We start from the raw sequence: 18,009 nt of genomic DNA, 5'->3' as shown, positions 1-18,009 counted from the left end.
TGCCGGAACCACTCCCCTGTAGGAGCGAAGCTTGCTCGCGATGGCGGTACAACAGCCGGCATCCATGTTGAATGTCGGTCCGTCTTCGCGGGCAAGCCTCGCTCCTACAGGAGTTCGGGGTTCATGCCAGCATTCAGCGACGTTCGATTGGCACGAACTTGCGCTGTTCGACGCCGACGTACTCGGCGCTTGGACGGATGATGCGGTTGTTGGCACGCTGCTCGAACACGTGCGCCGCCCAGCCGGTCAGGCGCGAGCAGACGAAGATCGGCGTGAACAGCTTGGTCGGGATGCCCATGAAGTGGTACGCCGAGGCATGGTAGAAGTCGGCATTGGGGAACAGTTTCTTCTGCTCCCACATGGTCTTGTCGATGGCTTCGGAAACCGGGAACAGCACCTTGTCGCCTACCTCATCGGCGAGTTTTTTCGACCAGCCCTTGATCACCTCGTTGCGCGGGTCGCTGTCTTTGTAGATCGCGTGGCCGAAGCCCATGATCTTGTCCTTGCGCTCGAGCATGCCGAGGGTGCCCTTGATCGCCTCTTCCGGCGAGCCGAAACGTTCGATCATCTCCATCGCCGCCTCGTTGGCGCCGCCGTGCAGCGGGCCGCGCAACGAGCCGATGGCCGCGGTGACGCAGGAATACAGGTCCGACAGGGTCGAAGCGCAAACCCGCGCGGTGAAGGTCGAGGCGTTGAATTCGTGCTCGGCGTAAAGGATCAGCGAGACGTTCATCACCTTGACGTGCAGCTCGCTCGGCTTCTTGCCATGCAGCAAGTGCAGGAAGTGCCCGCCGATGCACGGCTCGTCAGTCACACACTCGATACGCTTGCCTTCGTGGCTGAAGCGATACCAGTAGCACATGATCGCCGGGAACGCGGCCAGCAGGCGGTCGGTCTTGTCGCGCTGCTCGGAGAAGTCCTGTTCCGGCTCGATATTGCCGAGGAACGAGCAGCCGGTACGCATCACATCCATCGGATGGGCGTCGGCCGGAATGCGCTCCAGCACTTCTTTCAGCGCCTGCGGCAGGTCGCGCAGCTTGCTCAGCTTGCGGCTGTAGGCGTCCAGTTGCGCCTGGGTCGGCAGCTCGCCGTACAGCAGCAGGTAAGCCACTTCCTCGAACTGGGCGTCGGCCGCCAGCTCGCGCACGTCGTAACCGCGGTAGGTCAAGCCGGCACCGGCCTGGCCCACGGTGGACAGTGCGGTCTGCCCGGCCACCTGGCCGCGCAGGCCAGCCCCACTCAATACTTTTGCTTCGGCCATTGCTCTCTCCAATCTTGAATTTGTTAGGGAATCGGCAAATCGTCAAAACCAATGCTGCCCTGTAGCCGCTGCCGCAGGCTGCGATCGACCGCGAAGCGGGCGCCGCTGTTTCGATGGTGGGAGGACCTGCGGTCCTTACGCAGCCTTCGGCAGCGGCTACAGGTTCAGCGTCAACCTTTTTTCTGGGCGAACAGCGCGTCGAGCTTCTGCTCGAAGCTGTGGTAGTCGATGCGCTCGTACAGCTCCATGCGGGTCTGCATGGTATCGATCACATTCTGCTGGGTGCCGTCGCGACGGATCGCGGTGTAGACGTTTTCCGCCGCCTTGTTCATGGCGCGGAACGCCGACAGCGGGTACAGCACCAGGGAAACACCAACAGACTCAAGCTGTTCGGTGGTGTACAGCGGCGTCGCGCCGAATTCGGTGATGTTGGCCAGGATCGGCGCTTTCACCCGGTCGGCGAAGATCTTGTACATATCAAGCTCGGTGATGGCTTCCGGGAACACCATATCGGCGCCGGCCTCGATGCACGCCGCGGCGCGCTCCAGGGCCGACTCCAGCCCCTCCACCGCCAGGGCGTCGGTACGCGCCATGATCACGAAGCTGTCGTCGGTGCGCGCGTCCACCGCGGCCTTGATGCGGTCGACCATTTCCTGCTGGGAGACGATCTCCTTGTTCGGCCGGTGGCCGCAGCGCTTGGCGCCGACCTGGTCCTCGATGTGAATCGCCGCCGCGCCGAACTTGATCATCGACTTGACGGTGCGCGCCACATTGAACGCCGACGAACCGAAGCCGGTGTCCACGTCCACCAGCAGCGGCAGGTCGCAGACGTCGGTGATGCGGCGCACGTCGGTCAGCACGTCGTCCAGCCCGGTGATGCCCAGGTCCGGCACGCCGAGGGAGCCGGCCGCCACCCCGCCGCCGGACAGGTAGATCGCCTTGAACCCGGCGCGCTTGGCCAGCAGCGCATGGTTGGCGTTGATGGCGCCAACCACCTGCAACGGTCGTTCGCTGGCGACCGCATCGCGGAAACGCTGGCCTGGAGTGCTGTTGTTATTGGAACTCATGACTCACCTCGTGGAGTGGCTGTCTGCTGGGCGCCGTCCTGGTAGTGACGGGCGATGTTGCGTTTGGAAGCGCCGATATGGCGGCGCATCAACAACTCGGCCAGTTCGCCGTCGCGATCGGCAATGGCATCGAGAATCCGGTGGTGCTCGGCGAACGCCTGGTGCGGGCGATTGGGCGTGGCGGAAAACTGGATGCGGTACATCCGCACCAGTTGATACAGCTCTCCGCAGAGCATCTGCGTGAGGGTGCGGTTGCCCGCGCCCTGGATGATCCGGTAGTGGAAGTCGAAATCGCCTTCCTGCTGGTAGTAGCCGACCCCGGCCTGGAACGCCGCGTCGCGCTCGTGGGTATCGAGGACCCGGCGCAACTCGTCGATTTCCTCGGCGGTCATGCGCTCGGCGGCCAGCCGGCAGGCCATGCCCTCCAGCGACTCGCGGATCTCGTAGAGTTCAATCAGCTCGGCGTGGCTCAGGGACACCACCCGCGCCCCGACATGGGGGACCCGCACCAGCAGGCGCTGGCCCTCCAGGCGGTGGATCGCCTCGCGCAGCGGCCCGCGGCTGATGCCGTAGGTGCGTGCCAGCTCCGGCTCGGAAATCTTGCTGCCGGGGGCGATCTCACCCTTGACGATGGCCGCCTGGATACGCCTGAAGACGTTTTCGGACAAGGTTTCCGAATCGTCCTGGGTCACCGTGGGGGGATCGAGCTGATCCAGCATATTGTCGACACCTTTAAAATCAGTACGGCAAAAACTAGCGAATCACGCCCTTCCAGTCAAAGGAAAAATAGATATTGTCGACAATCGTCTAATAACCCTTTGCACCAGACTGATGCAAAAGCCCGGACCCCACCGCTGGCGCCGTAAAACCAGCATGCTAGAATGCCGCCCGCATTTGCCTGTCATATTAATAAGGCAGCACACGAGGGAGCTTGCGCAGCAATGCCGGTCGCCTTGAACTGAAGAACCCACGCAACGCATCAGGATCTATGAGACTCAAGGCCTTCTCCCTATTGCTCTGCCTGCTTGGCTTGCCCGGCCTGAGTGCCGCCGCCGGCAAGACCGTCTACGGCCTGAATGAGTACGCCAGACTGTCCGGGATCGACCTGGAAGTCGCCGCCAAGCTCGATACCGGGGCCAAGACCGCCTCCCTCAGCGCCCGCGATATCAAGCGGTTCAAACGCAACGGCGAATCCTGGGTACGTTTCTACCTGGCCATCGACACCGCCCATTCCCACCCCATCGAGCGTCCGCTGGCCCGCGTCAGCAAGATCAAGCGCCGCGCCGGCGACTACGACCCCGATGAGGACAACAACAAGAAGTACACCGCGCGCCCGGTCATCGAACTGGATATCTGCATGGGCACGGCCCTGCGCAGCATAGAAGTGAACTTGACCGACCGCAGTGCATTCCAATACCCGCTCCTGATCGGCTCCGAGGCCCTCAAGCGCTTCGACGCACTGGTCGACCCCAGTCTTAAATACGCTGCTGGCAAACCTGCCTGCGCCACCGACGCTCATACCGCAGAGTAATTCCAATGCGCTCTCTTACCCTCCATCTGAAAATCCTGATCGCCATCCTGGTGGTGCTGGGCATATCGGTTACGGCCTATCAGATTTTCGTGCTCGGCATCCCGGTGACCGAAGACGCCACCGACGACCTGTGGAACATCGACGCCAAGGTCGAGTTCGTCGCCAATGCCAAGGACCCGATCAAGATCCAGATGTTCGTGCCGCCGCTGAGCCGCGACTACGTCAGCCTGAACGAGAGCTTCATTTCCAATAACTACGGGGTGGCGGTGAACCGCGTCGACGGCAACCGCAAGGTGACCTGGTCGGCACGCCGCGCCAAGGGCAACCAGACCCTCTACTACCGCCTGGTCCTGACCAAGCGCTACACCGCTGAAAAAGCCAAGATCAAGGGCCCGACCTTCCGCGACAGCATCGCCGTCGAAGGCCCGGAAAAAATCGCCGCCGAAGCCTTGCTCGCACCGATCCGCCAGCACTCGGCCGACGTCGAGACCTTCATCAGCGAAGCCATCAAGCGGGTCAACAACAGCAACGACGACAACGCCAAGATGCTCCTGGCGGGCGACCCGTCGCCGGCGCACAAGGCCAAGATCGTCGACCTGTTGCTGTCGATCGCCCACGTGCCGATGGAAAAGGTCCACACCATCCGCCTGGTGGCCGACCAGCCGCAAACCCCGGAGCTGTGGCTGCGCAGCTTCAACGGTACCGACTGGCTGTACTTCAACCCGGAAACCGGTGAACAGGGCCTGCCCAGCGATCGCCTGCTGTGGTGGATCGGCGACGACAACCTGATCACCGTCGACGGCGGCAAGAAAGCCACTGTGACCTTCAGCCTGAACAACAGCGAAATGAACGCCATTCGCCTGGCCAAGCTGACCGACGAGAACACCGACGCCAACTTCCTCGAATACTCGCTGTACGGCCTGCCGCTGCAGACCCAGCAGACCTTCATGATCATGGTGATGATCCCGATCGGCGTGCTGGTGATCCTGATTCTGCGCAACCTGATCGGCCTGCAGACCCTGGGGACCTTCACCCCGGTGCTGATCGCCCTGGCCTTCCGCGAAACCCAGCTGGGGTTCGGCATCGTGCTGTTCACGGTGATCACCGCGCTCGGGCTGTCCCTCAGGTCCTACCTGGAGCACTTGAAGCTGCAGATGCTGCCGAGACTCTCGGTGGTGCTGACCTTCGTCGTGGTGCTGATCGCCGCCATCAGCCTGTTCAGCCACAAGCTCGGCCTGGAACGCGGGCTGTCGGTCGCGCTGTTCCCGATGGTGATCCTGACCATGACCATCGAACGCCTGTCGATCACCTGGGAAGAACGCGGCGCCGGCCATGCGATGAAAGTCGCCATCGGCACGCTGTTCGCCGCCTCCCTGGCGCACCTGATCATGACCGTGCCGGAGCTGGTCTACTTCGTCTTCACCTTCCCGGCGATGCTGCTGATCCTGGTGGGCTTCATGCTGGCGATGGGTCGCTACCGCGGCTACCGCCTGACCGAGCTGATCCGTTTCAAAGCCTTCGTCAAGGCTGATTCGTAATGTTCGGCCTGTGGAAGACCTGGAAGGCCCTGGAAGCCCGGGGCATCATGGGGATCAATCGGCGTAACGCGGACTACGTGCTCAAGTACAACAAGCGCAGCCTGTATCCGATCGTCGACGACAAGATCATCACCAAGGAACGCGCGATCAAGGCCGGCATCCATGTGCCGGAACTGTACGGGGTGATCTCCACCGAGAAGGAAATCGACAAGCTCGACGAGATCATCGGCGGGCGCAGCGACTTCGTCATCAAGCCGGCGCAAGGCGCCGGCGGCGACGGTATCCTGGTGATCGCCGATCGCTTCGAGGGGCGTTATCGCACCGTGTCCGGGAAGATCATCAGCCATGAGGAAATCGAGCACCAGATTTCCAGCATCCTCACCGGCCTGTATTCCCTGGGCGGCCACCGCGACCGCGCGCTGATCGAATACCGGGTGACCCCGGACCAGATCTTCAAGAGCATCAGCTACGAAGGCGTGCCGGACATCCGCATCATCGTGCTCATGGGCTACCCGGTGATGGCCATGCTGCGCCTGCCGACCCGCCAGTCCGGCGGCAAGGCCAACCTGCACCAAGGCGCCATCGGCGTCGGCGTCGACCTGGCCACCGGCCTGACCCTGCGCGGCACCTGGCTGAACAACATCATCACCAAGCACCCGGACACCACCAACGCGGTGGACGGCGTACAGCTGCCCTACTGGGACGGTTTCATGAAGCTGGCCGCCGGTTGCTACGAGTTGTGCGGCCTGGGCTACATCGGCGTGGACATGGTGCTGGACCAGGAAAAGGGCCCGTTGATCCTCGAGCTCAACGCCCGGCCCGGCCTGAATATCCAGATCGCCAACGACTGCGGCCTGACCCAGCGCACCCACGCGGTCGAAGCGCACCTGGAAGAACTGAAGGCCCGCGGCATCAGCGAAACCGTCGAGCAGCGCGTGCAATTCGCCCAGGACCTGTTCGGCCATATCCCGGCGGTAGAAGGCTGACCCAGCACTCGCCCCCTGTAGCCGCTGCCGAAGGCTGCGATAGGGCCGAAGGCCCTCAACGACTTTAAGAGCGGCGCCCGCTTCGCGGTCGGGCGCAGCCTTCAGCAGCGGCTACAGGGTTCTACGTCATAAACAGGGCAATCGCCGACATCCCCACTAGGAGCAATTCCCCGAGGGGACTACAATCGCCAGCCGCGCTCTCCCGATGGCTGATCCGCCCCGCATGTCGACTTGTTCCGTACACCCGCTGCCCTATCGCCCCGACCCTGCCGAGTATTTCGCGGCGATCCGCCATGCTCCCGGCGCCGTGCTGCTCGACAGCAGCCGGCCGAGCGCCGAGCGCGGCCGCTACGACCTGCTCAGCGCCTGGCCACGGGCCGAGCTGACCGTGGAGAACGACGAAAGCGGCGAAGCCTTCCTGCAACGCCTGCGGCATAACCTGGACCAACTGGGCCAGGCGAGCATCCCCGCACCCTACCAACTGCCCTTCGCCGGCGGGCTGATCGGTTACCTGAGCTACGATTTCGGCCGCCACCTGGAACGCCTGCCCAGCCAGGCCCGGGACGACCTGCAACTGCCCGACGCGCGCTTCGGCCTGTATGACTGGGCCCTGATCAGCGACCACCAGCAAGGCACCAGCCAGCTGGTGTTCCACCCCGCCCTCGCGACCGACGAACGCCAGCGCCTGGTCGCCCTGTTCGGCCAGGCGCCGGCCAGCCCCCAGGGCCGCTTCACACTCGGCGGGCCGATGCTTCCTGACCTCTGCGCCACCCAGTACCAGCAGGCGTTCGAACGTATCCAGCAGTACATCCAGGCGGGCGACTGCTACCAGGTCAACTTCGCCCAGCGCTTTCGCGCGCCCTGCGTCGGCGATCCCTGGAGTGCCTATTGCGCGTTGCGAGCGGCCTGTCCGACGCCTTTTTCCGGTTTCCAGAGCCTACCGGACGGCGGCGCGGTACTCAGCCTGTCGCCCGAGCGTTTTGTCCGGGTCAGCGCCGGCCAGGTGGAAACCCGGCCGATCAAGGGCACTCGGCCGCGCGGCCAGGACGCGGCCGAAGACGCGGCCAATGCCGCCGAGCTGCTGGCCAGCCCCAAGGACCGCGCGGAAAACCTGATGATCGTCGACCTGCTGCGCAACGACCTGGGCCGTACCTGCCGCATCGGCTCGGTGCGGGTGCCGGAGCTGTTCAGCCTGGAAAGCTACCCCAACGTGCATCACCTGGTGAGCAGCGTCACCGGCGAACTGGCAGACGGCAAGGATGCCCTGGACCTGATCGCCGGCAGCTTCCCCGGCGGCTCGATCACCGGCGCGCCGAAGATCCGCGCCATGCAGATCATCGACGAACTGGAGCCGACCCGGCGCGGGTTGTATTGCGGTTCGCTGCTGTACCTGGACGTGCGCGGCGAGATGGACAGCTCCATTGCCATTCGCAGCCTGCTGGTCAAGGACGGGCAGGTCTGCTGCTGGGGCGGCGGCGGAATCGTCGCGGATTCGGACTGGCAAGCTGAATACCAGGAGTCCATCACCAAGGTGAAGGTGCTGCTGGAGACCTTGCAGGACCTTTGATACTGCCCTTGTAGCCGCTGCCGAAGGCTGCGCAAGGTCCGCAGGACCTCCTGCGACCCCGAGAACGGCGCCCACTGCGCGGTCATACGCAGCCTGCGGCAGCGGCTACAAAGGCGCCTTACAGGCTCAACTCGCGGTTCGAGGCCTTGAGGAACTCCTGCTTCAGCTCGGCGAAGCTGTGCACCGCCGGGAACTGCGGGAACTCGCGAATCACGTTGTCCGGGGCATGGAACAGGATGCCAGCGTCGGCCTCGCCGAGCATGCTGGTGTCGTTGTACGAATCCCCCGCGGCGATCACCCGGTAGTACAGGCTCTTGAAGGCCAGCACCGACTGGCGCTTGGGGTCTTTCTGGCGCAGCTGGTAACCGGTCACCCGGCCGCTGGCGTCGGTGATCAGGCGATGGCACAGCAGCGTGGGGAAGCCCAACTGGCGCATCAGCGGCTGGGAGAACTCGTAGAAGGTGTCGGACAGGATCACCACCTGGAAACGTTCGCGCAGCCAGTCGACGAACTCGACGGCGCCGTCCAGTGGCTTGAGGGTGGCGATCACCTCCTGGATATCCGCAAGCTTCAGGCCGTGTTCGTCGAGAATCCGCAGGCGCTGCTGCATCAGCACGTCGTAGTCGGGAATATCCCGGGTGGTCGCCTTGAGGGATTCAATCCCGGTTTTTTCGGCAAAGGCGATCCAGATTTCCGGGACCAGTACACCTTCCAGGTCAAGACAGGCAATTTCCACGAGACACTCCCATTTGTATTGGTTATTCGAGCGAGCAAAAGGACTGCCGAACTCTAGCGACTCACTCTGGCCCGCGCAACGCAGAGGAGCGCGCCAGCCGGGGAAGGATTTTGTTACCATCGCCGGCATCTAGAGCGCTCAGCGCCACCGACCTGTAGGAAACCGCCCTGATGAGCCCATCGTTCGACGTCGCTGAACTTGCCGCGACCTATGCCCAGAAATCCGCCCAGGACATTCTCAAGCTGGCCTTCGCCGAATTCGGCGACGACCTGTGGATCTCCTTCAGCGGTGCCGAGGACGTGGTGCTGGTGGACATGGCCTGGAAGCTGAACAAGAACGTCAAGGTCTTCAGCCTCGACACCGGTCGCCTGCACCCGGAAACCTATCGCTTCATCGATCAGGTACGCGAGCACTACAAGATCGACATCGAACTGATCTCGCCGGACCACAGCAAGCTCGAACCCTTCGTCAAGGAAAAGGGCCTGTTCAGCTTCTACAAGGATGGCCACGGCGAATGCTGCGGTATCCGCAAGATCGAACCGCTGCGCCGCAAGCTGTCCAGCGTCAGCGCCTGGGCCACCGGCCAGCGCCGCGACCAGAGCCCGGGCACCCGCAGCCAGGTAGCGGTGCTGGAAATCGACAGCGCCTTCTCCACCCCGGAACGTCCCCTGTACAAGTTCAACCCGCTGGCGCAAATGACCAGCGAGGAAATCTGGGGCTACATCCGCATGCTCGAACTGCCGTACAACAGCTTGCACGAGCGCGGCTTCATCAGCATCGGCTGCGAACCCTGCACCCGCCCGGTGCTGCCGAACCAGCACGAACGCGAAGGTCGCTGGTGGTGGGAAGAAGCCACGCAGAAAGAATGCGGCCTGCACGCCGGCAATATCATCAGCAAGGCCTGAGCCCTCCCCAGCTCGCGCCTACAGAAGCCTCCGAAAATATGTACACAAGAGTGTCACCTCAGGTGCCATTTTTGTGTGCACTTTTTTATTGATCGCCCCAAAAAGTTACACCCATCTCCCTGAGCCGTTCTGCACGCGGCTCAGCTTCCGCATGCTCGAAAAATAAATACCTGTTTGATCGGTCAATTTATAGTTTCGCCTTTTCAGATAGTTATGAATTTTTCATAACAAACAGAAATTATCGCTCCATTGCTTAGATTGGGATCTGGCACGAAAGCGGCTTAAGTCGCTTCGCATCTTGTATACAAATAAGTAGAAAAATACATACAACAAATATCCGCAGGCCGTTTTCCCGAGCCGCCTGCAGATACCCAGAACCCAGCGACTACCCGACCTGCGACGAAGATTGTCGAGCCTTGCGCTCAAGCCCAGTCATCGCCGGTCCGCAATCAGGAGCCTGTCGGAATGCGTACAAGCCTTGCCAATGACATCGCCGTGGATTTGCCCTCCTCCCACGCCCACGCCAACCTCGATCCCGGCATCGCCCAGGGCCACGCTTCGACGGTCGAACTCAGTTCGCGCCTGCACAACCGCGACCTGGCGCCGACCAAGGCCGAAGGCCGGCGCTGGGGCGGCTACAGCATCTTCGCCCTATGGACCAACGACGTGCACAACATCGCCAACTACTCCTTCGCCATCGGCCTCTACGCCCTGGGCCTGGGCAGCTGGCAGATCCTCCTGTCCCTGGGGATCGGCGCGGCGTTGGTGTACGTCTTCATGAACCTGTCCGGCTACATGGGCCAGAAGACCGGCGTGCCCTTCCCGGTGATCAGCCGCATCAGCTTCGGCATTCACGGCGCGCAGATTCCGGCGCTGATTCGCGCAGTGATCGCCATCGCCTGGTTCGGCATCCAGACCTACCTGGCTTCGGTGGTGTTCCGGGTGTTGCTCACGGCCATCCACCCCGGCTTCGCCGACTACGACCACAACTCGATCCTCGGCCTGTCGAGCCTGGGCTGGGTGTGCTTCGTGGCGATCTGGCTGGTCCAGCTGGCGATCCTCGCCTATGGCATGGAAATGGTCCGGCGCTACGAAGCCTTCGCCGGCCCGGTGATCCTGGTGACCGTGGCGGCCCTCGCCGCCTGGATGTACACCCAGGCCAACGCCAGCATCGCCTGGTCGATCCGCGAGCCCCTGAGCGGCGGCGAAATGTGGCGCCAGATCTTCGCTGGCGGTGCGTTGTGGCTGGCGATCTACGGCACGCTGATCCTCAACTTCTGCGACTTCGCCCGCTCCTCGCCCTGCCGCCGGACCATCAAGGTCGGTAACTTCTGGGGGCTGCCGGTGAATATCCTGGTGTTCGCGGCCATTACCGTGCTGCTCTGCGGCGCGCAGTTCCAGATCAACGGCACGATCATCGAAAGTCCGACCGAAATCATCGCCTCGATCCCCAATACCTTCTTCCTGGTACTCGGCTGCCTGGCGTTCCTGATCGTCACCGTGGCGGTGAACATCATGGCCAACTTCGTCGCCCCAGCCTTCGTGCTCAGCAACCTGGCGCCGAAATACCTGACCTTCCGCCGCGCCGGGCTGATCAGCGCGACCCTCGCCGTGCTGATCCTGCCGTGGAATCTCTACAACAGCCCGCTGGTGATCGTGTACTTCCTGTCCGGCCTCGGCGCTCTTCTAGGCCCGCTGTACGGGGTGATCATGGTCGACTACTGGTTGCTGCGCAAAGGCCGGATCAACGTGCCCGAGCTGTACAGCGAGAACCCGCAAGGCGCGTATTTCTACAGCCGCGGGGTCAACCTGCGGGCGGTGGCGGCGTTCATTCCGTCGGCGCTGATCGCCATCGTCCTGGCCCTGGTGCCGGGGTTCGCCAGCGTCGCGCCGTTCTCCTGGCTGATCGGTGCTGGCCTCGCCGGCCTGCTGTACCTGATCATCGCCAAGCGCCAGCCGTACTACGCCGATGTCAGCGGCGAATCCATCGCGGTCGACAACGTCTCCCACTGACCTGGACGGCCCGCTCGCCGCGGGCCCGAATACTTCACCGATAAGGACAGCCCATGCGCATTCTCGTGGTCAACGTCAACACCACCGACTCCATCACCCAGGCCATCGCCCGTCAGGCCCAGGCCGTGGCCGCCCCCGGCACGCACATCATCGGCCTGACGCCGCACTTCGGCGCCGACTCGGTCGAAGGCAACTTCGAAAGCTACCTGGCCGCCATCGCCGTCATGGACCGCGTGCTGTCTTACGACGGGCCCTACGACGCGGTGATCCAGGCCGGTTATGGCGAGCACGGCCGCGAAGGCCTGCAGGAACTGCTCGACGTACCGGTGGTGGACATCACCGACGCCGGCGCCAGCACCGCGATGTTCCTCGGCCACGCCTATTCGGTGGTAACCACCCTGGACCGCACCGTGCCGCTGATCGAGGACCGCCTGAAACTCTCCGGCCTTTACGACCGCTGCGCCTCGGTACGAGCCAGCGGCCTGGCGGTACTGGAACTGGAGGAAGACCCGCGGCGCGCCGTGGAGGCCATCGTGCGCCAGGCTGAACTGGCGGTCAGCGAAGACAAGGCCGAGGTGATCTGCCTGGGCTGCGGCGGCATGGCCGGGCTGGAAGAGCAGATCCGCCAGCGCACCGGAGTACCGGTGGTGGACGGCGTGACCGCAGCGGTGACCATCGCCGAATCCCTGGTGCGCCTGGGGCTGTCCACCTCCAAGGTGCGTACCTATGCCACGCCGCGGCCCAAGACCATCGTTGGCTGGCCGGGGCGGTTCGGGCGCTGACGGGGTTTGTTCGTATAACGCGGATCGCGAGCAAGCTCGCTCCTACAAGGGAGCAAGCGGTTTTCAGAGGGCACTGAAGCGCTGCGCCAGGCCCTGCTCGGCGAACTGTTCGATGACGAAGTCGACGAAGGCCCGGGTCTTGCCCGGCAGCAGTTTGTGCTCGGCGTAATAGATCGAGATAGCGCCATCGTCGACGTACCAGTCCGGCAAGACCCGCACCAGGGTGCCGGCCTCCAGATCATCGACGGCGAACGGCATGCTCACCAGGGCTACGCCCAGCCCCTGGGCGGCGGTGGCACAAGCCGCTGCCGAGTCGCTCATGGTCATCCGCGCCTTCAGTTGCAGCGGGCTTTGCTGTTGGGCCCGGCCGCTCAACTGCCAGGAGCGCACGCGCCCGGTCTGGGGCGAGCGGATCAGAATCCCGTCGCAATGGCGCAGATCCTCCGGCTGCTCGACCGCCGCGCAGCGCGCCAGATAGTCCGGCGACGCTACCAGGATTCGGTGCGCCGGGGTCAGGCGGCGCGCCACCACTCCCTGGGGCAGCTCAAAGCCGCCGCCGATCGCCGCGTCGAAGCCCTGGCCGATCAGGTCGACCTGGCGGTTATCGAAATGCCAGTCCGGGTTGATCGCCGGAAAGCGCCGCAGGAACTCGCCGAGCAGCGGTACGACGTACAACCGGCCGAACACCGTGCCCATGCTGACTTTCAAGGTTCCCGCCGGACGCCCTTCGGCGCTGGCCAGGTTGGCCACGGCACTCTGGATGGTGTGCAGGCTGGTACTGACTTCGCCGAGAAACAGCTGGCCGGCTTCGGTCAGGGTCAGGCTGCGGGTACTGCGCTGGAACAGCCTGACGCCGAGCCGGGTTTCGAGCTTGGCCACGCTCTTGCCCACCGCGGCCGGGGTCAGGCTCAAACGCCGCGCGGCCTCGGCAAAACTGCCGACTTCGGCGCTGCGCACGAAGCATTCGATACTGCTGAAGGTTTCCATGGCGGCTCACTATAAACTTCTGGTTTACACAGACTATAGCGATTCCTATCTACACAGCACCTAATCCCAGGTCGATACTCGACTCCAACCACAAGGCGACCCGCCTTGGACTTTCTGGAGAAACTACATGACCACTCAATCCCTCAACGGCAAGGTCGCGCTGGTTCAAGGCGGCTCCCGCGGCATCGGCGCCGCCATCGTGCGACGCCTGGCCGCCGAAGGCGCCGCCGTCGCCTTTACCTACGTCAGCTCCGCCGCCAAGGCCGAAGCCTTGCAAGACAGCATTGCCCAGGCCGGCGGCAAGGCTTTGGCGATCCTCGCCGACAGCGCCGACGCCGCGGCCATTCGCCAGGCGGTCGGCCGCGCGGTGGAGACCTTTGGCCGCCTGGACATCCTGGTCAACAACGCCGGCGTCCTGGCCATCGGCCCGCTGGAAAACTTCAAACTGGAAGACTTCGACCGGACCCTGGCGATCAACGTGCGCAGCGTGTTCGTCGCCACCCAGGAAGCCGCCCGGCACATGGGCGAAGGTTCGCGCATCATCAATATCGGCAGCACCAATGCCGAGCGCATGCCCTTCGCCGGTGGCGGCCCCTATGCCATGAGCAAGTCGGCGCTGGTCGGCCTGACCAAGGGCCTGGCCCGCGACCTCGGGCCACGGGGCATCACCATCAACAACGTGCAGCCCGGCCCGGTCGACACCGACATGAACCCGGCCCACGGCGATTTCGCCGACAGCCTGATCCCGCTGATGGCCATCGGGCGCTACGGCCAGGCAGAAGAAATCGCCAGCTTCGTGGCCTACCTGGCGGGCCCGGAGGCCGGCTATATCACCGGCGCCAGCCTGACCATCGACGGCGGCTTCGGCGCCTGATCGACGCCCCACTAAAAACGCCGGACAACCTTCATCGGGTTGTCCGGCGTTTTTTGTAGCCGCTGCCTTCGCCCGCGGCTACAGGCTCAGCTCCACTGCAACTGCGGCAGGCCGCAAGCGGCCGGTTGGAAGCCTTTGAGCGAACGCAGGATGGCGTCGGCATGGGCGTACTTGGCATCCGCCATCGCCGGGTCGGGAATGGCGATCGCGGTCATCCCCGCGGCCTTCGCCGCAGTGACACCAAAGGGCGAATCCTCGAACACCAGGCAATCCTCGGGCGCCACGCCCAGGCGTCGCGCCGCGGTAAGGAAAATGTCCGGCGCCGGCTTGGCCGCGCCCACTTCCGGGTCGTCGGCGGTGACTATGGTGTCGAACAACGCGAACCAGTCGCCGTGCAAGGTGGTTTTCTGCGCGAAAGACTGGCGCGAAGAACTGGTGCCCACAGCGATCGGCACGTTGTTCGCCTTCAGGTGCTGGACCAGCTGCTGCGCCCCAGGCATCGCCAGCGCACGAGGAAAACGCTCGCGCATCAGCGGCTCGCGGATTACCAGGAACTCTTCCGGGGTGATTGGCAGATCCAGGGCTTCGACCACATAACGCGCCAGATCGGCGGCGCCGCGACCGATGATGTTCTGCTTGATACTCCAATCGAAGGTACGGCCATAACGATCGGCGATCAGTTGGGTCACCTCGGTGTAGATGCCTTCGGTGTCCAGCAGCAAACCGTCCATATCGAAAATCACGGCCTTGATCGGGCCCACATCATTCAACTGTGCATTCATCGCATCTGATCCGTTTGACAAAAACATCCCGGGGAGCGGCTCAGGTACGGCCCGTTTTACCCGATTAAAGGGTTCAGCAGCATAGCTGTGGCGCCCGACGGGGAGCAACCATGGGGCGCTTGCAGGCAGACAAAAGCCCGGACAAGGCAGGGCTCGGTCGTCGCTGCCTCTGAAGCGAATGAGCAAAACTAGCGCCCCGCGCGTCCGCTGCCGCCCCCAGGACCGCCAGTGCCACCGCCCGCGCTGCCGGTTCCGCCGCCGGCACCGCCACCCCCCATGACGGAACCATTGACCCCGGTTGAGCCCAGTCCATTGCCCTGGAAGGAAGAGCCGCGCAAATTATCGCTGCGAGAACGACTCTCGGTGACACCCACGCCATTACCGCCCAAGGCCCCCGGACGCAGCACTGTGCCGTTACCTGGAGTGCTCTCCCAAGACGGCGCGGACGCATTGGCCGGAGCCCGCTCGCCAGAAAGCGCCAACGCGGAAAAGCAGAAGAGCGACACCAGCGCGACCAGCACCAGGCTCAACAATTTGGCACGACTCACCTGGGGCCGACTCGACGTCTGCTCGGCATTGGCGTCCGCCAGGATCTGCGCTGGGTTCAGGGCATCCGTAGGAGATGGCAGCGGGTACTCGGGCGTTTCATCCCCGTCGCTATGCTTCGGATCATCGTTCATATGCACCTCACACCGCGCCTGCCGGCGTGTTGGAGACAGGCTTCAAGCACTGGGCTTGTGCGGCTCGTCTGCTTCATCGTCGTCACTCAGCGGCACCAGGGCGTCGTCCATCAGCGAGCCCGGGTCTTCATTGCCCGGATCGTTGACCAACGGCACACCCGAAGAGTCCAGCTCATGCTTGTCCACCGTTTCCAGGCTCATGACACACCTCGTCGATAGAATGATTCCGTCATTGAATTCGAGGGGCTGGAACGGCATTTGTTCCCATAAAAAAGCCCGGCGCGGGGCCGGGCTTTTTGCGCACTGCTGCCGAATCAATCGTGCTTGTGCTTGTGTTTATTCTTGTGTTTCTTACCGCCGCCGGAGTGATGGCCATCATCCCCCATGCTGCTGCCCAAGGCACCGCCCGCCGCACCACCCAGGCCTGCGCCGATGGTCGAACCCGTGCTGCCGCCCAGCTTGTTGCCGATCACCGAGCCACCGGCCGAGCCCAGGCCGCCGCCAATGGCCGCCTCGGTACGGCTACCTTTGCGGGCACCGACCGCACTGCCGGCTGCGCCACCAAGACCCGCGCCCACCGCGGCGCCAGTGCTGCCGCCAATCTGTTGGCCCACCACGTTGCCCAGCGCGCCGCCCAACCCGCCGCCGACCGCAGCGGTGCCATCACCGGCAGCCATCGCACCTTGTGCAGCCAGGAGCCCCAAAACCAGAGCAGGCAGTGTCAAACGCATGATGTAAACCTCGAAAAAGATGCTGAAGAGTCATTACTGAAGTGATGCCCGACCAAAGCTGAACGGCGACAGCAAAATGCAGCGATCCTTTTGGTCACGATGTTGGACCGTTTTTTGGCAAAGAGTTTTCCACCGGGCAAAAAGAAGCCCGCTGGGGGACGGGCTGATAGGATTTGCTTTAACGGATGGTTCGAGACTACTCAGTCGTTTGTGAATAATTCGTGAAAAGCCGCCACTCCTTGCAAGACGTCACTCGATGAATTCGTTCTTTGTGCCGAACGGCACGGCAAAATCCTCAGGTAACAAAAACCCCGCGCGATGGCGGGGTCGTTCTCGTGGCTGGCTACCTTCTCGCTGGAAGCGCCGTTTTCGGAAAAAACTTCGTCTGGCTCACTCTGAGCAATGCACTGGATCGGGCCTTGCCCGCCGATGCCTTGACCGGCGTATCGTTTTCAAAGGCTGCCTGACCGCAGCGCACCAGGTTGTTGATTGGGAACTCGTCCCCGTTGTCCTCGATAAAAGGATCGCTCATTTCCCTGCTCCCTCAACAACCGGACGATATCGGCAAGCACCTGATTGCCTGGAAAATATCGACCGTCACGGCGCTTTAGACTAGATGGTCATTTCGAGACTTCCTGTTCAGATCAGCGCAGACCGACGAATGGCTCAGGCCGGAAAAGGAGCCGATACCCACACCGGCCCCTGCCCGACAACCGTTCACCTAGACCTTGCGAGCGAAGTTGCTGGCGCCGAACCAATCGACCAGCACCACGGTTTCGTCCCCCACCACCCACGCGTCATGGCCTTTGGGCAGGGAGGTGATATCGCCCGGGCCGGCGATGATTTCGGTACCGTCGTCCATCAGAATCGCCAGCCTGCCCGCCACGTGATACTGAAAATGCGGCGCCTGGCAGCTCGGCGTCTGGGCCAATGGCCGGATATCGTTCGACCAGCGCCAGCCTGGCTTGAAGGTGAAGCGTCCCACCTCGCAATCGCCGATCTTCAGGATCTCCGCCTTGCCATTGGCAAACTCGCGAGTCTCATCCGGTTCGGCGAAAGATTTATGCTCGGTGACCTGTTCGTGCATGGACATGATCGTGCCCTCGATTGAGTGGTCGCAAAGCCCGCCGACGCCGGCAACAGCGCCCACGCCAGCGGACCGCCAGCATCGCCCCACCCGATGCACATGAATTATTTTAGACCTGAAACCGCCGGGAACCCGAGACAGGCGCTGAACGTGAACCCGCCGACCAAGACGGCGAAGCGTACGCGGAACTCCCGATCTCGGGCCGCCTGCGTTTTCAGTCTGCCTGAAAGCACAAAACCCCTGGCTTCTCGAGGAAACCAGGGGTTCTGCGTAGATCGAATATGGCGGTTGAGGAGGGATTCGAACCCTCGATACAGTTTCCTGTATACACACTTTCCAGGCGTGCTCCTTAAGCCACTCGGACACCCAACCGTGTCTCGTCAAACCGATTCAGTCTGTCGAGGCGCGCTAATGTAGTCGAAAGCTTTTCCGATGGCAAAGGTTTTTTTCAGAATTTTCATGCGCTTAAGGCGCTTCTGCGA

General features: G+C 63.1%; 19 protein-coding genes and 1 tRNA gene. 8 read left to right on the top strand and 12 right to left on the bottom strand.

Going from position 1 to position 18,009, the window contains the following annotated elements; all coding sequences use genetic code 11:
• Window positions 1-133: 133 nt before the first annotated feature.
• The 3 genes from prpC to BTN82_RS08850 form a co-directional block, all read right to left on the bottom strand.
• Window positions 134-1,261 carry a 2-methylcitrate synthase gene (gene prpC, locus BTN82_RS08860; RefSeq protein WP_075118767.1) on the bottom strand — a complete coding sequence of 376 codons (1,128 nt, stop codon included), beginning with the start codon at window positions 1,259-1,261 and terminating at the stop codon, window positions 134-136.
• A 170-nt stretch (window positions 1,262-1,431) separates the two neighbouring features.
• Window positions 1,432-2,328 carry a methylisocitrate lyase gene (gene prpB / locus BTN82_RS08855; RefSeq protein WP_075118766.1) on the bottom strand — a complete coding sequence of 299 codons (897 nt, stop codon included), beginning with the start codon at window positions 2,326-2,328 and terminating at the stop codon, window positions 1,432-1,434.
• A complete protein-coding gene (locus BTN82_RS08850; protein ID WP_075118765.1) occupies window positions 2,325-3,047 on the bottom strand; it encodes a GntR family transcriptional regulator in 723 nt (240 codons plus the stop codon). The genes prpB and BTN82_RS08850 overlap by 4 nt, the downstream gene beginning before the upstream one ends.
• Before the next feature lie 269 nt (window positions 3,048-3,316).
• Here BTN82_RS08850 and BTN82_RS08845 point away from each other — a divergent pair, with 269 nt between their 5' ends.
• From BTN82_RS08845 to pabB, 4 genes are all read left to right on the top strand, one after another.
• Entirely contained in the window at window positions 3,317-3,859 is a 543-nt protein-coding gene (locus BTN82_RS08845; RefSeq protein WP_075118764.1) for an ATP-dependent zinc protease, read from the top strand.
• Between the two features lie 5 nt (window positions 3,860-3,864).
• Entirely contained in the window at window positions 3,865-5,397 is a 1,533-nt protein-coding gene (locus tag BTN82_RS08840) for an inactive transglutaminase family protein (protein WP_075118763.1), read from the top strand.
• Window positions 5,397-6,383 (top strand): alpha-L-glutamate ligase-like protein, encoded by a 987-nt coding sequence (locus BTN82_RS08835; RefSeq protein WP_075118762.1) that lies wholly within the window; start codon window positions 5,397-5,399, stop codon window positions 6,381-6,383. Before BTN82_RS08840 ends, BTN82_RS08835 begins: the two co-directional genes overlap by 1 nt.
• A gap of 223 nt (window positions 6,384-6,606) precedes the next feature.
• Window positions 6,607-7,950 carry an aminodeoxychorismate synthase component I gene (gene pabB, locus BTN82_RS08830; protein WP_075118761.1) on the top strand — a complete coding sequence of 448 codons (1,344 nt, stop codon included), beginning with the start codon at window positions 6,607-6,609 and terminating at the stop codon, window positions 7,948-7,950.
• Between the two features lie 118 nt (window positions 7,951-8,068).
• On the opposite strand, the gene thrH is transcribed toward pabB, so the two are convergent.
• A complete protein-coding gene (thrH, locus tag BTN82_RS08825; RefSeq protein ID WP_075118760.1) occupies window positions 8,069-8,686 on the bottom strand; it encodes a bifunctional phosphoserine phosphatase/homoserine phosphotransferase ThrH in 618 nt (205 codons plus the stop codon).
• Window positions 8,687-8,856: 170 nt separating this feature from the next.
• Here thrH and BTN82_RS08820 point away from each other — a divergent pair, with 170 nt between their 5' ends.
• The 3 genes from BTN82_RS08820 to BTN82_RS08810 all read left to right on the top strand — a co-directional run bounded on the left by BTN82_RS08820 (window position 8,857) and on the right by BTN82_RS08810 (window position 12,386).
• Window positions 8,857-9,591 carry a phosphoadenylyl-sulfate reductase gene (locus tag BTN82_RS08820; RefSeq protein WP_075118759.1) on the top strand — a complete coding sequence of 245 codons (735 nt, stop codon included), beginning with the start codon at window positions 8,857-8,859 and terminating at the stop codon, window positions 9,589-9,591.
• A gap of 465 nt (window positions 9,592-10,056) precedes the next feature.
• On the top strand, window positions 10,057-11,604 hold the full coding sequence (locus BTN82_RS08815) for an NCS1 family nucleobase:cation symporter-1 (protein WP_075118758.1): 1,548 nt from the start codon (window positions 10,057-10,059) through the stop codon (window positions 11,602-11,604).
• Between the two features lie 53 nt (window positions 11,605-11,657).
• Window positions 11,658-12,386, top strand: a complete 729-nt coding sequence (locus tag BTN82_RS08810) for an aspartate/glutamate racemase family protein (RefSeq protein WP_075118757.1) — start codon at window positions 11,658-11,660, stop codon at window positions 12,384-12,386.
• A 63-nt stretch (window positions 12,387-12,449) separates the two neighbouring features.
• Here the strand turns inward: BTN82_RS08810 and BTN82_RS08805 are convergent, their stop codons facing one another.
• Window positions 12,450-13,373 (bottom strand): LysR family transcriptional regulator, encoded by a 924-nt coding sequence (locus tag BTN82_RS08805; protein ID WP_075118756.1) that lies wholly within the window; start codon window positions 13,371-13,373, stop codon window positions 12,450-12,452.
• Window positions 13,374-13,500: 127 nt separating this feature from the next.
• Between BTN82_RS08805 and BTN82_RS08800 the strand changes: the two genes are divergently transcribed.
• The gene (locus BTN82_RS08800) at window positions 13,501-14,247 is read left to right on the top strand and encodes a 3-oxoacyl-ACP reductase family protein (protein WP_075118755.1); all 747 of its coding nucleotides are present in this window, start codon (window positions 13,501-13,503) and stop codon (window positions 14,245-14,247) included.
• A gap of 86 nt (window positions 14,248-14,333) precedes the next feature.
• On the opposite strand, the gene BTN82_RS08795 is transcribed toward BTN82_RS08800, so the two are convergent.
• The 7 genes from BTN82_RS08795 to BTN82_RS08770 form a co-directional block, all read right to left on the bottom strand.
• Window positions 14,334-15,029, bottom strand: a complete 696-nt coding sequence (locus BTN82_RS08795) for an HAD-IA family hydrolase (RefSeq protein WP_075118754.1) — start codon at window positions 15,027-15,029, stop codon at window positions 14,334-14,336.
• A gap of 188 nt (window positions 15,030-15,217) precedes the next feature.
• Window positions 15,218-15,709, bottom strand: coding sequence for a hypothetical protein (locus BTN82_RS08790; RefSeq protein ID WP_261792944.1), 492 nt, complete (start codon window positions 15,707-15,709; stop codon window positions 15,218-15,220).
• Between the two features lie 42 nt (window positions 15,710-15,751).
• Window positions 15,752-15,910 carry a hypothetical protein gene (locus BTN82_RS31300; protein WP_186828369.1) on the bottom strand — a complete coding sequence of 53 codons (159 nt, stop codon included), beginning with the start codon at window positions 15,908-15,910 and terminating at the stop codon, window positions 15,752-15,754.
• Window positions 15,911-16,023: 113 nt separating this feature from the next.
• Complete coding sequence (locus BTN82_RS08785) at window positions 16,024-16,440, bottom strand: hypothetical protein (protein ID WP_075118753.1); 417 nt, start codon at window positions 16,438-16,440, stop codon at window positions 16,024-16,026.
• A 343-nt stretch (window positions 16,441-16,783) separates the two neighbouring features.
• Complete coding sequence (locus BTN82_RS08780; RefSeq protein ID WP_075118752.1) at window positions 16,784-16,972, bottom strand: hypothetical protein; 189 nt, start codon at window positions 16,970-16,972, stop codon at window positions 16,784-16,786.
• 189 nt (window positions 16,973-17,161) lie between these two features.
• Complete coding sequence (locus BTN82_RS08775) at window positions 17,162-17,533, bottom strand: cupin domain-containing protein (protein ID WP_075118751.1); 372 nt, start codon at window positions 17,531-17,533, stop codon at window positions 17,162-17,164.
• Window positions 17,534-17,809: 276 nt separating this feature from the next.
• Window positions 17,810-17,899: transfer RNA gene (locus tag BTN82_RS08770), tRNA-Ser, on the bottom strand.
• Between the last annotated feature and the right edge of the window lie 110 nt (window positions 17,900-18,009).

Origin of the sequence: Pseudomonas chlororaphis (assembly GCF_001921865.1) — a bacterium.
GTDB classification, from domain to species: Bacteria; Pseudomonadota; Gammaproteobacteria; order Pseudomonadales; family Pseudomonadaceae; genus Aquipseudomonas; species Aquipseudomonas chlororaphis_D.
This window is presented reverse-complemented; position numbering and strand designations above follow the sequence as displayed.

Coding starts and splice junctions, on each gene's coding strand:
- BTN82_RS31300 (WP_186828369.1), bottom strand. CDS start 15,910: ATGAGCCTGGAAACGGTGGACAAGCATGAGCTGGACTCTTCGGGTGTG.
- prpC (WP_075118767.1), bottom strand. CDS start 1,261: ATGGCCGAAGCAAAAGTATTGAGTGGGGCTGGCCTGCGCGGCCAGGTG.
- BTN82_RS08795 (WP_075118754.1), bottom strand. CDS start 15,029: ATGAATGCACAGTTGAATGATGTGGGCCCGATCAAGGCCGTGATTTTC.
- prpB (WP_075118766.1), bottom strand. CDS start 2,328: ATGAGTTCCAATAACAACAGCACTCCAGGCCAGCGTTTCCGCGATGCG.
- BTN82_RS08775 (WP_075118751.1), bottom strand. CDS start 17,533: ATGTCCATGCACGAACAGGTCACCGAGCATAAATCTTTCGCCGAACCG.
- BTN82_RS08790 (WP_261792944.1), bottom strand. CDS start 15,709: ATGAACGATGATCCGAAGCATAGCGACGGGGATGAAACGCCCGAGTAC.
- BTN82_RS08800 (WP_075118755.1), top strand. CDS start 13,501: ATGACCACTCAATCCCTCAACGGCAAGGTCGCGCTGGTTCAAGGCGGC.
- BTN82_RS08820 (WP_075118759.1), top strand. CDS start 8,857: ATGAGCCCATCGTTCGACGTCGCTGAACTTGCCGCGACCTATGCCCAG.
- BTN82_RS08815 (WP_075118758.1), top strand. CDS start 10,057: ATGCGTACAAGCCTTGCCAATGACATCGCCGTGGATTTGCCCTCCTCC.
- BTN82_RS08840 (WP_075118763.1), top strand. CDS start 3,865: ATGCGCTCTCTTACCCTCCATCTGAAAATCCTGATCGCCATCCTGGTG.
- BTN82_RS08845 (WP_075118764.1), top strand. CDS start 3,317: ATGAGACTCAAGGCCTTCTCCCTATTGCTCTGCCTGCTTGGCTTGCCC.
- BTN82_RS08805 (WP_075118756.1), bottom strand. CDS start 13,373: ATGGAAACCTTCAGCAGTATCGAATGCTTCGTGCGCAGCGCCGAAGTC.
- pabB (WP_075118761.1), top strand. CDS start 6,607: ATGTCGACTTGTTCCGTACACCCGCTGCCCTATCGCCCCGACCCTGCC.
- BTN82_RS08780 (WP_075118752.1), bottom strand. CDS start 16,972: ATGAGCGATCCTTTTATCGAGGACAACGGGGACGAGTTCCCAATCAAC.
- BTN82_RS08810 (WP_075118757.1), top strand. CDS start 11,658: ATGCGCATTCTCGTGGTCAACGTCAACACCACCGACTCCATCACCCAG.
- BTN82_RS08850 (WP_075118765.1), bottom strand. CDS start 3,047: ATGCTGGATCAGCTCGATCCCCCCACGGTGACCCAGGACGATTCGGAA.
- BTN82_RS08835 (WP_075118762.1), top strand. CDS start 5,397: ATGTTCGGCCTGTGGAAGACCTGGAAGGCCCTGGAAGCCCGGGGCATC.
- BTN82_RS08785 (WP_075118753.1), bottom strand. CDS start 16,440: ATGCGTTTGACACTGCCTGCTCTGGTTTTGGGGCTCCTGGCTGCACAA.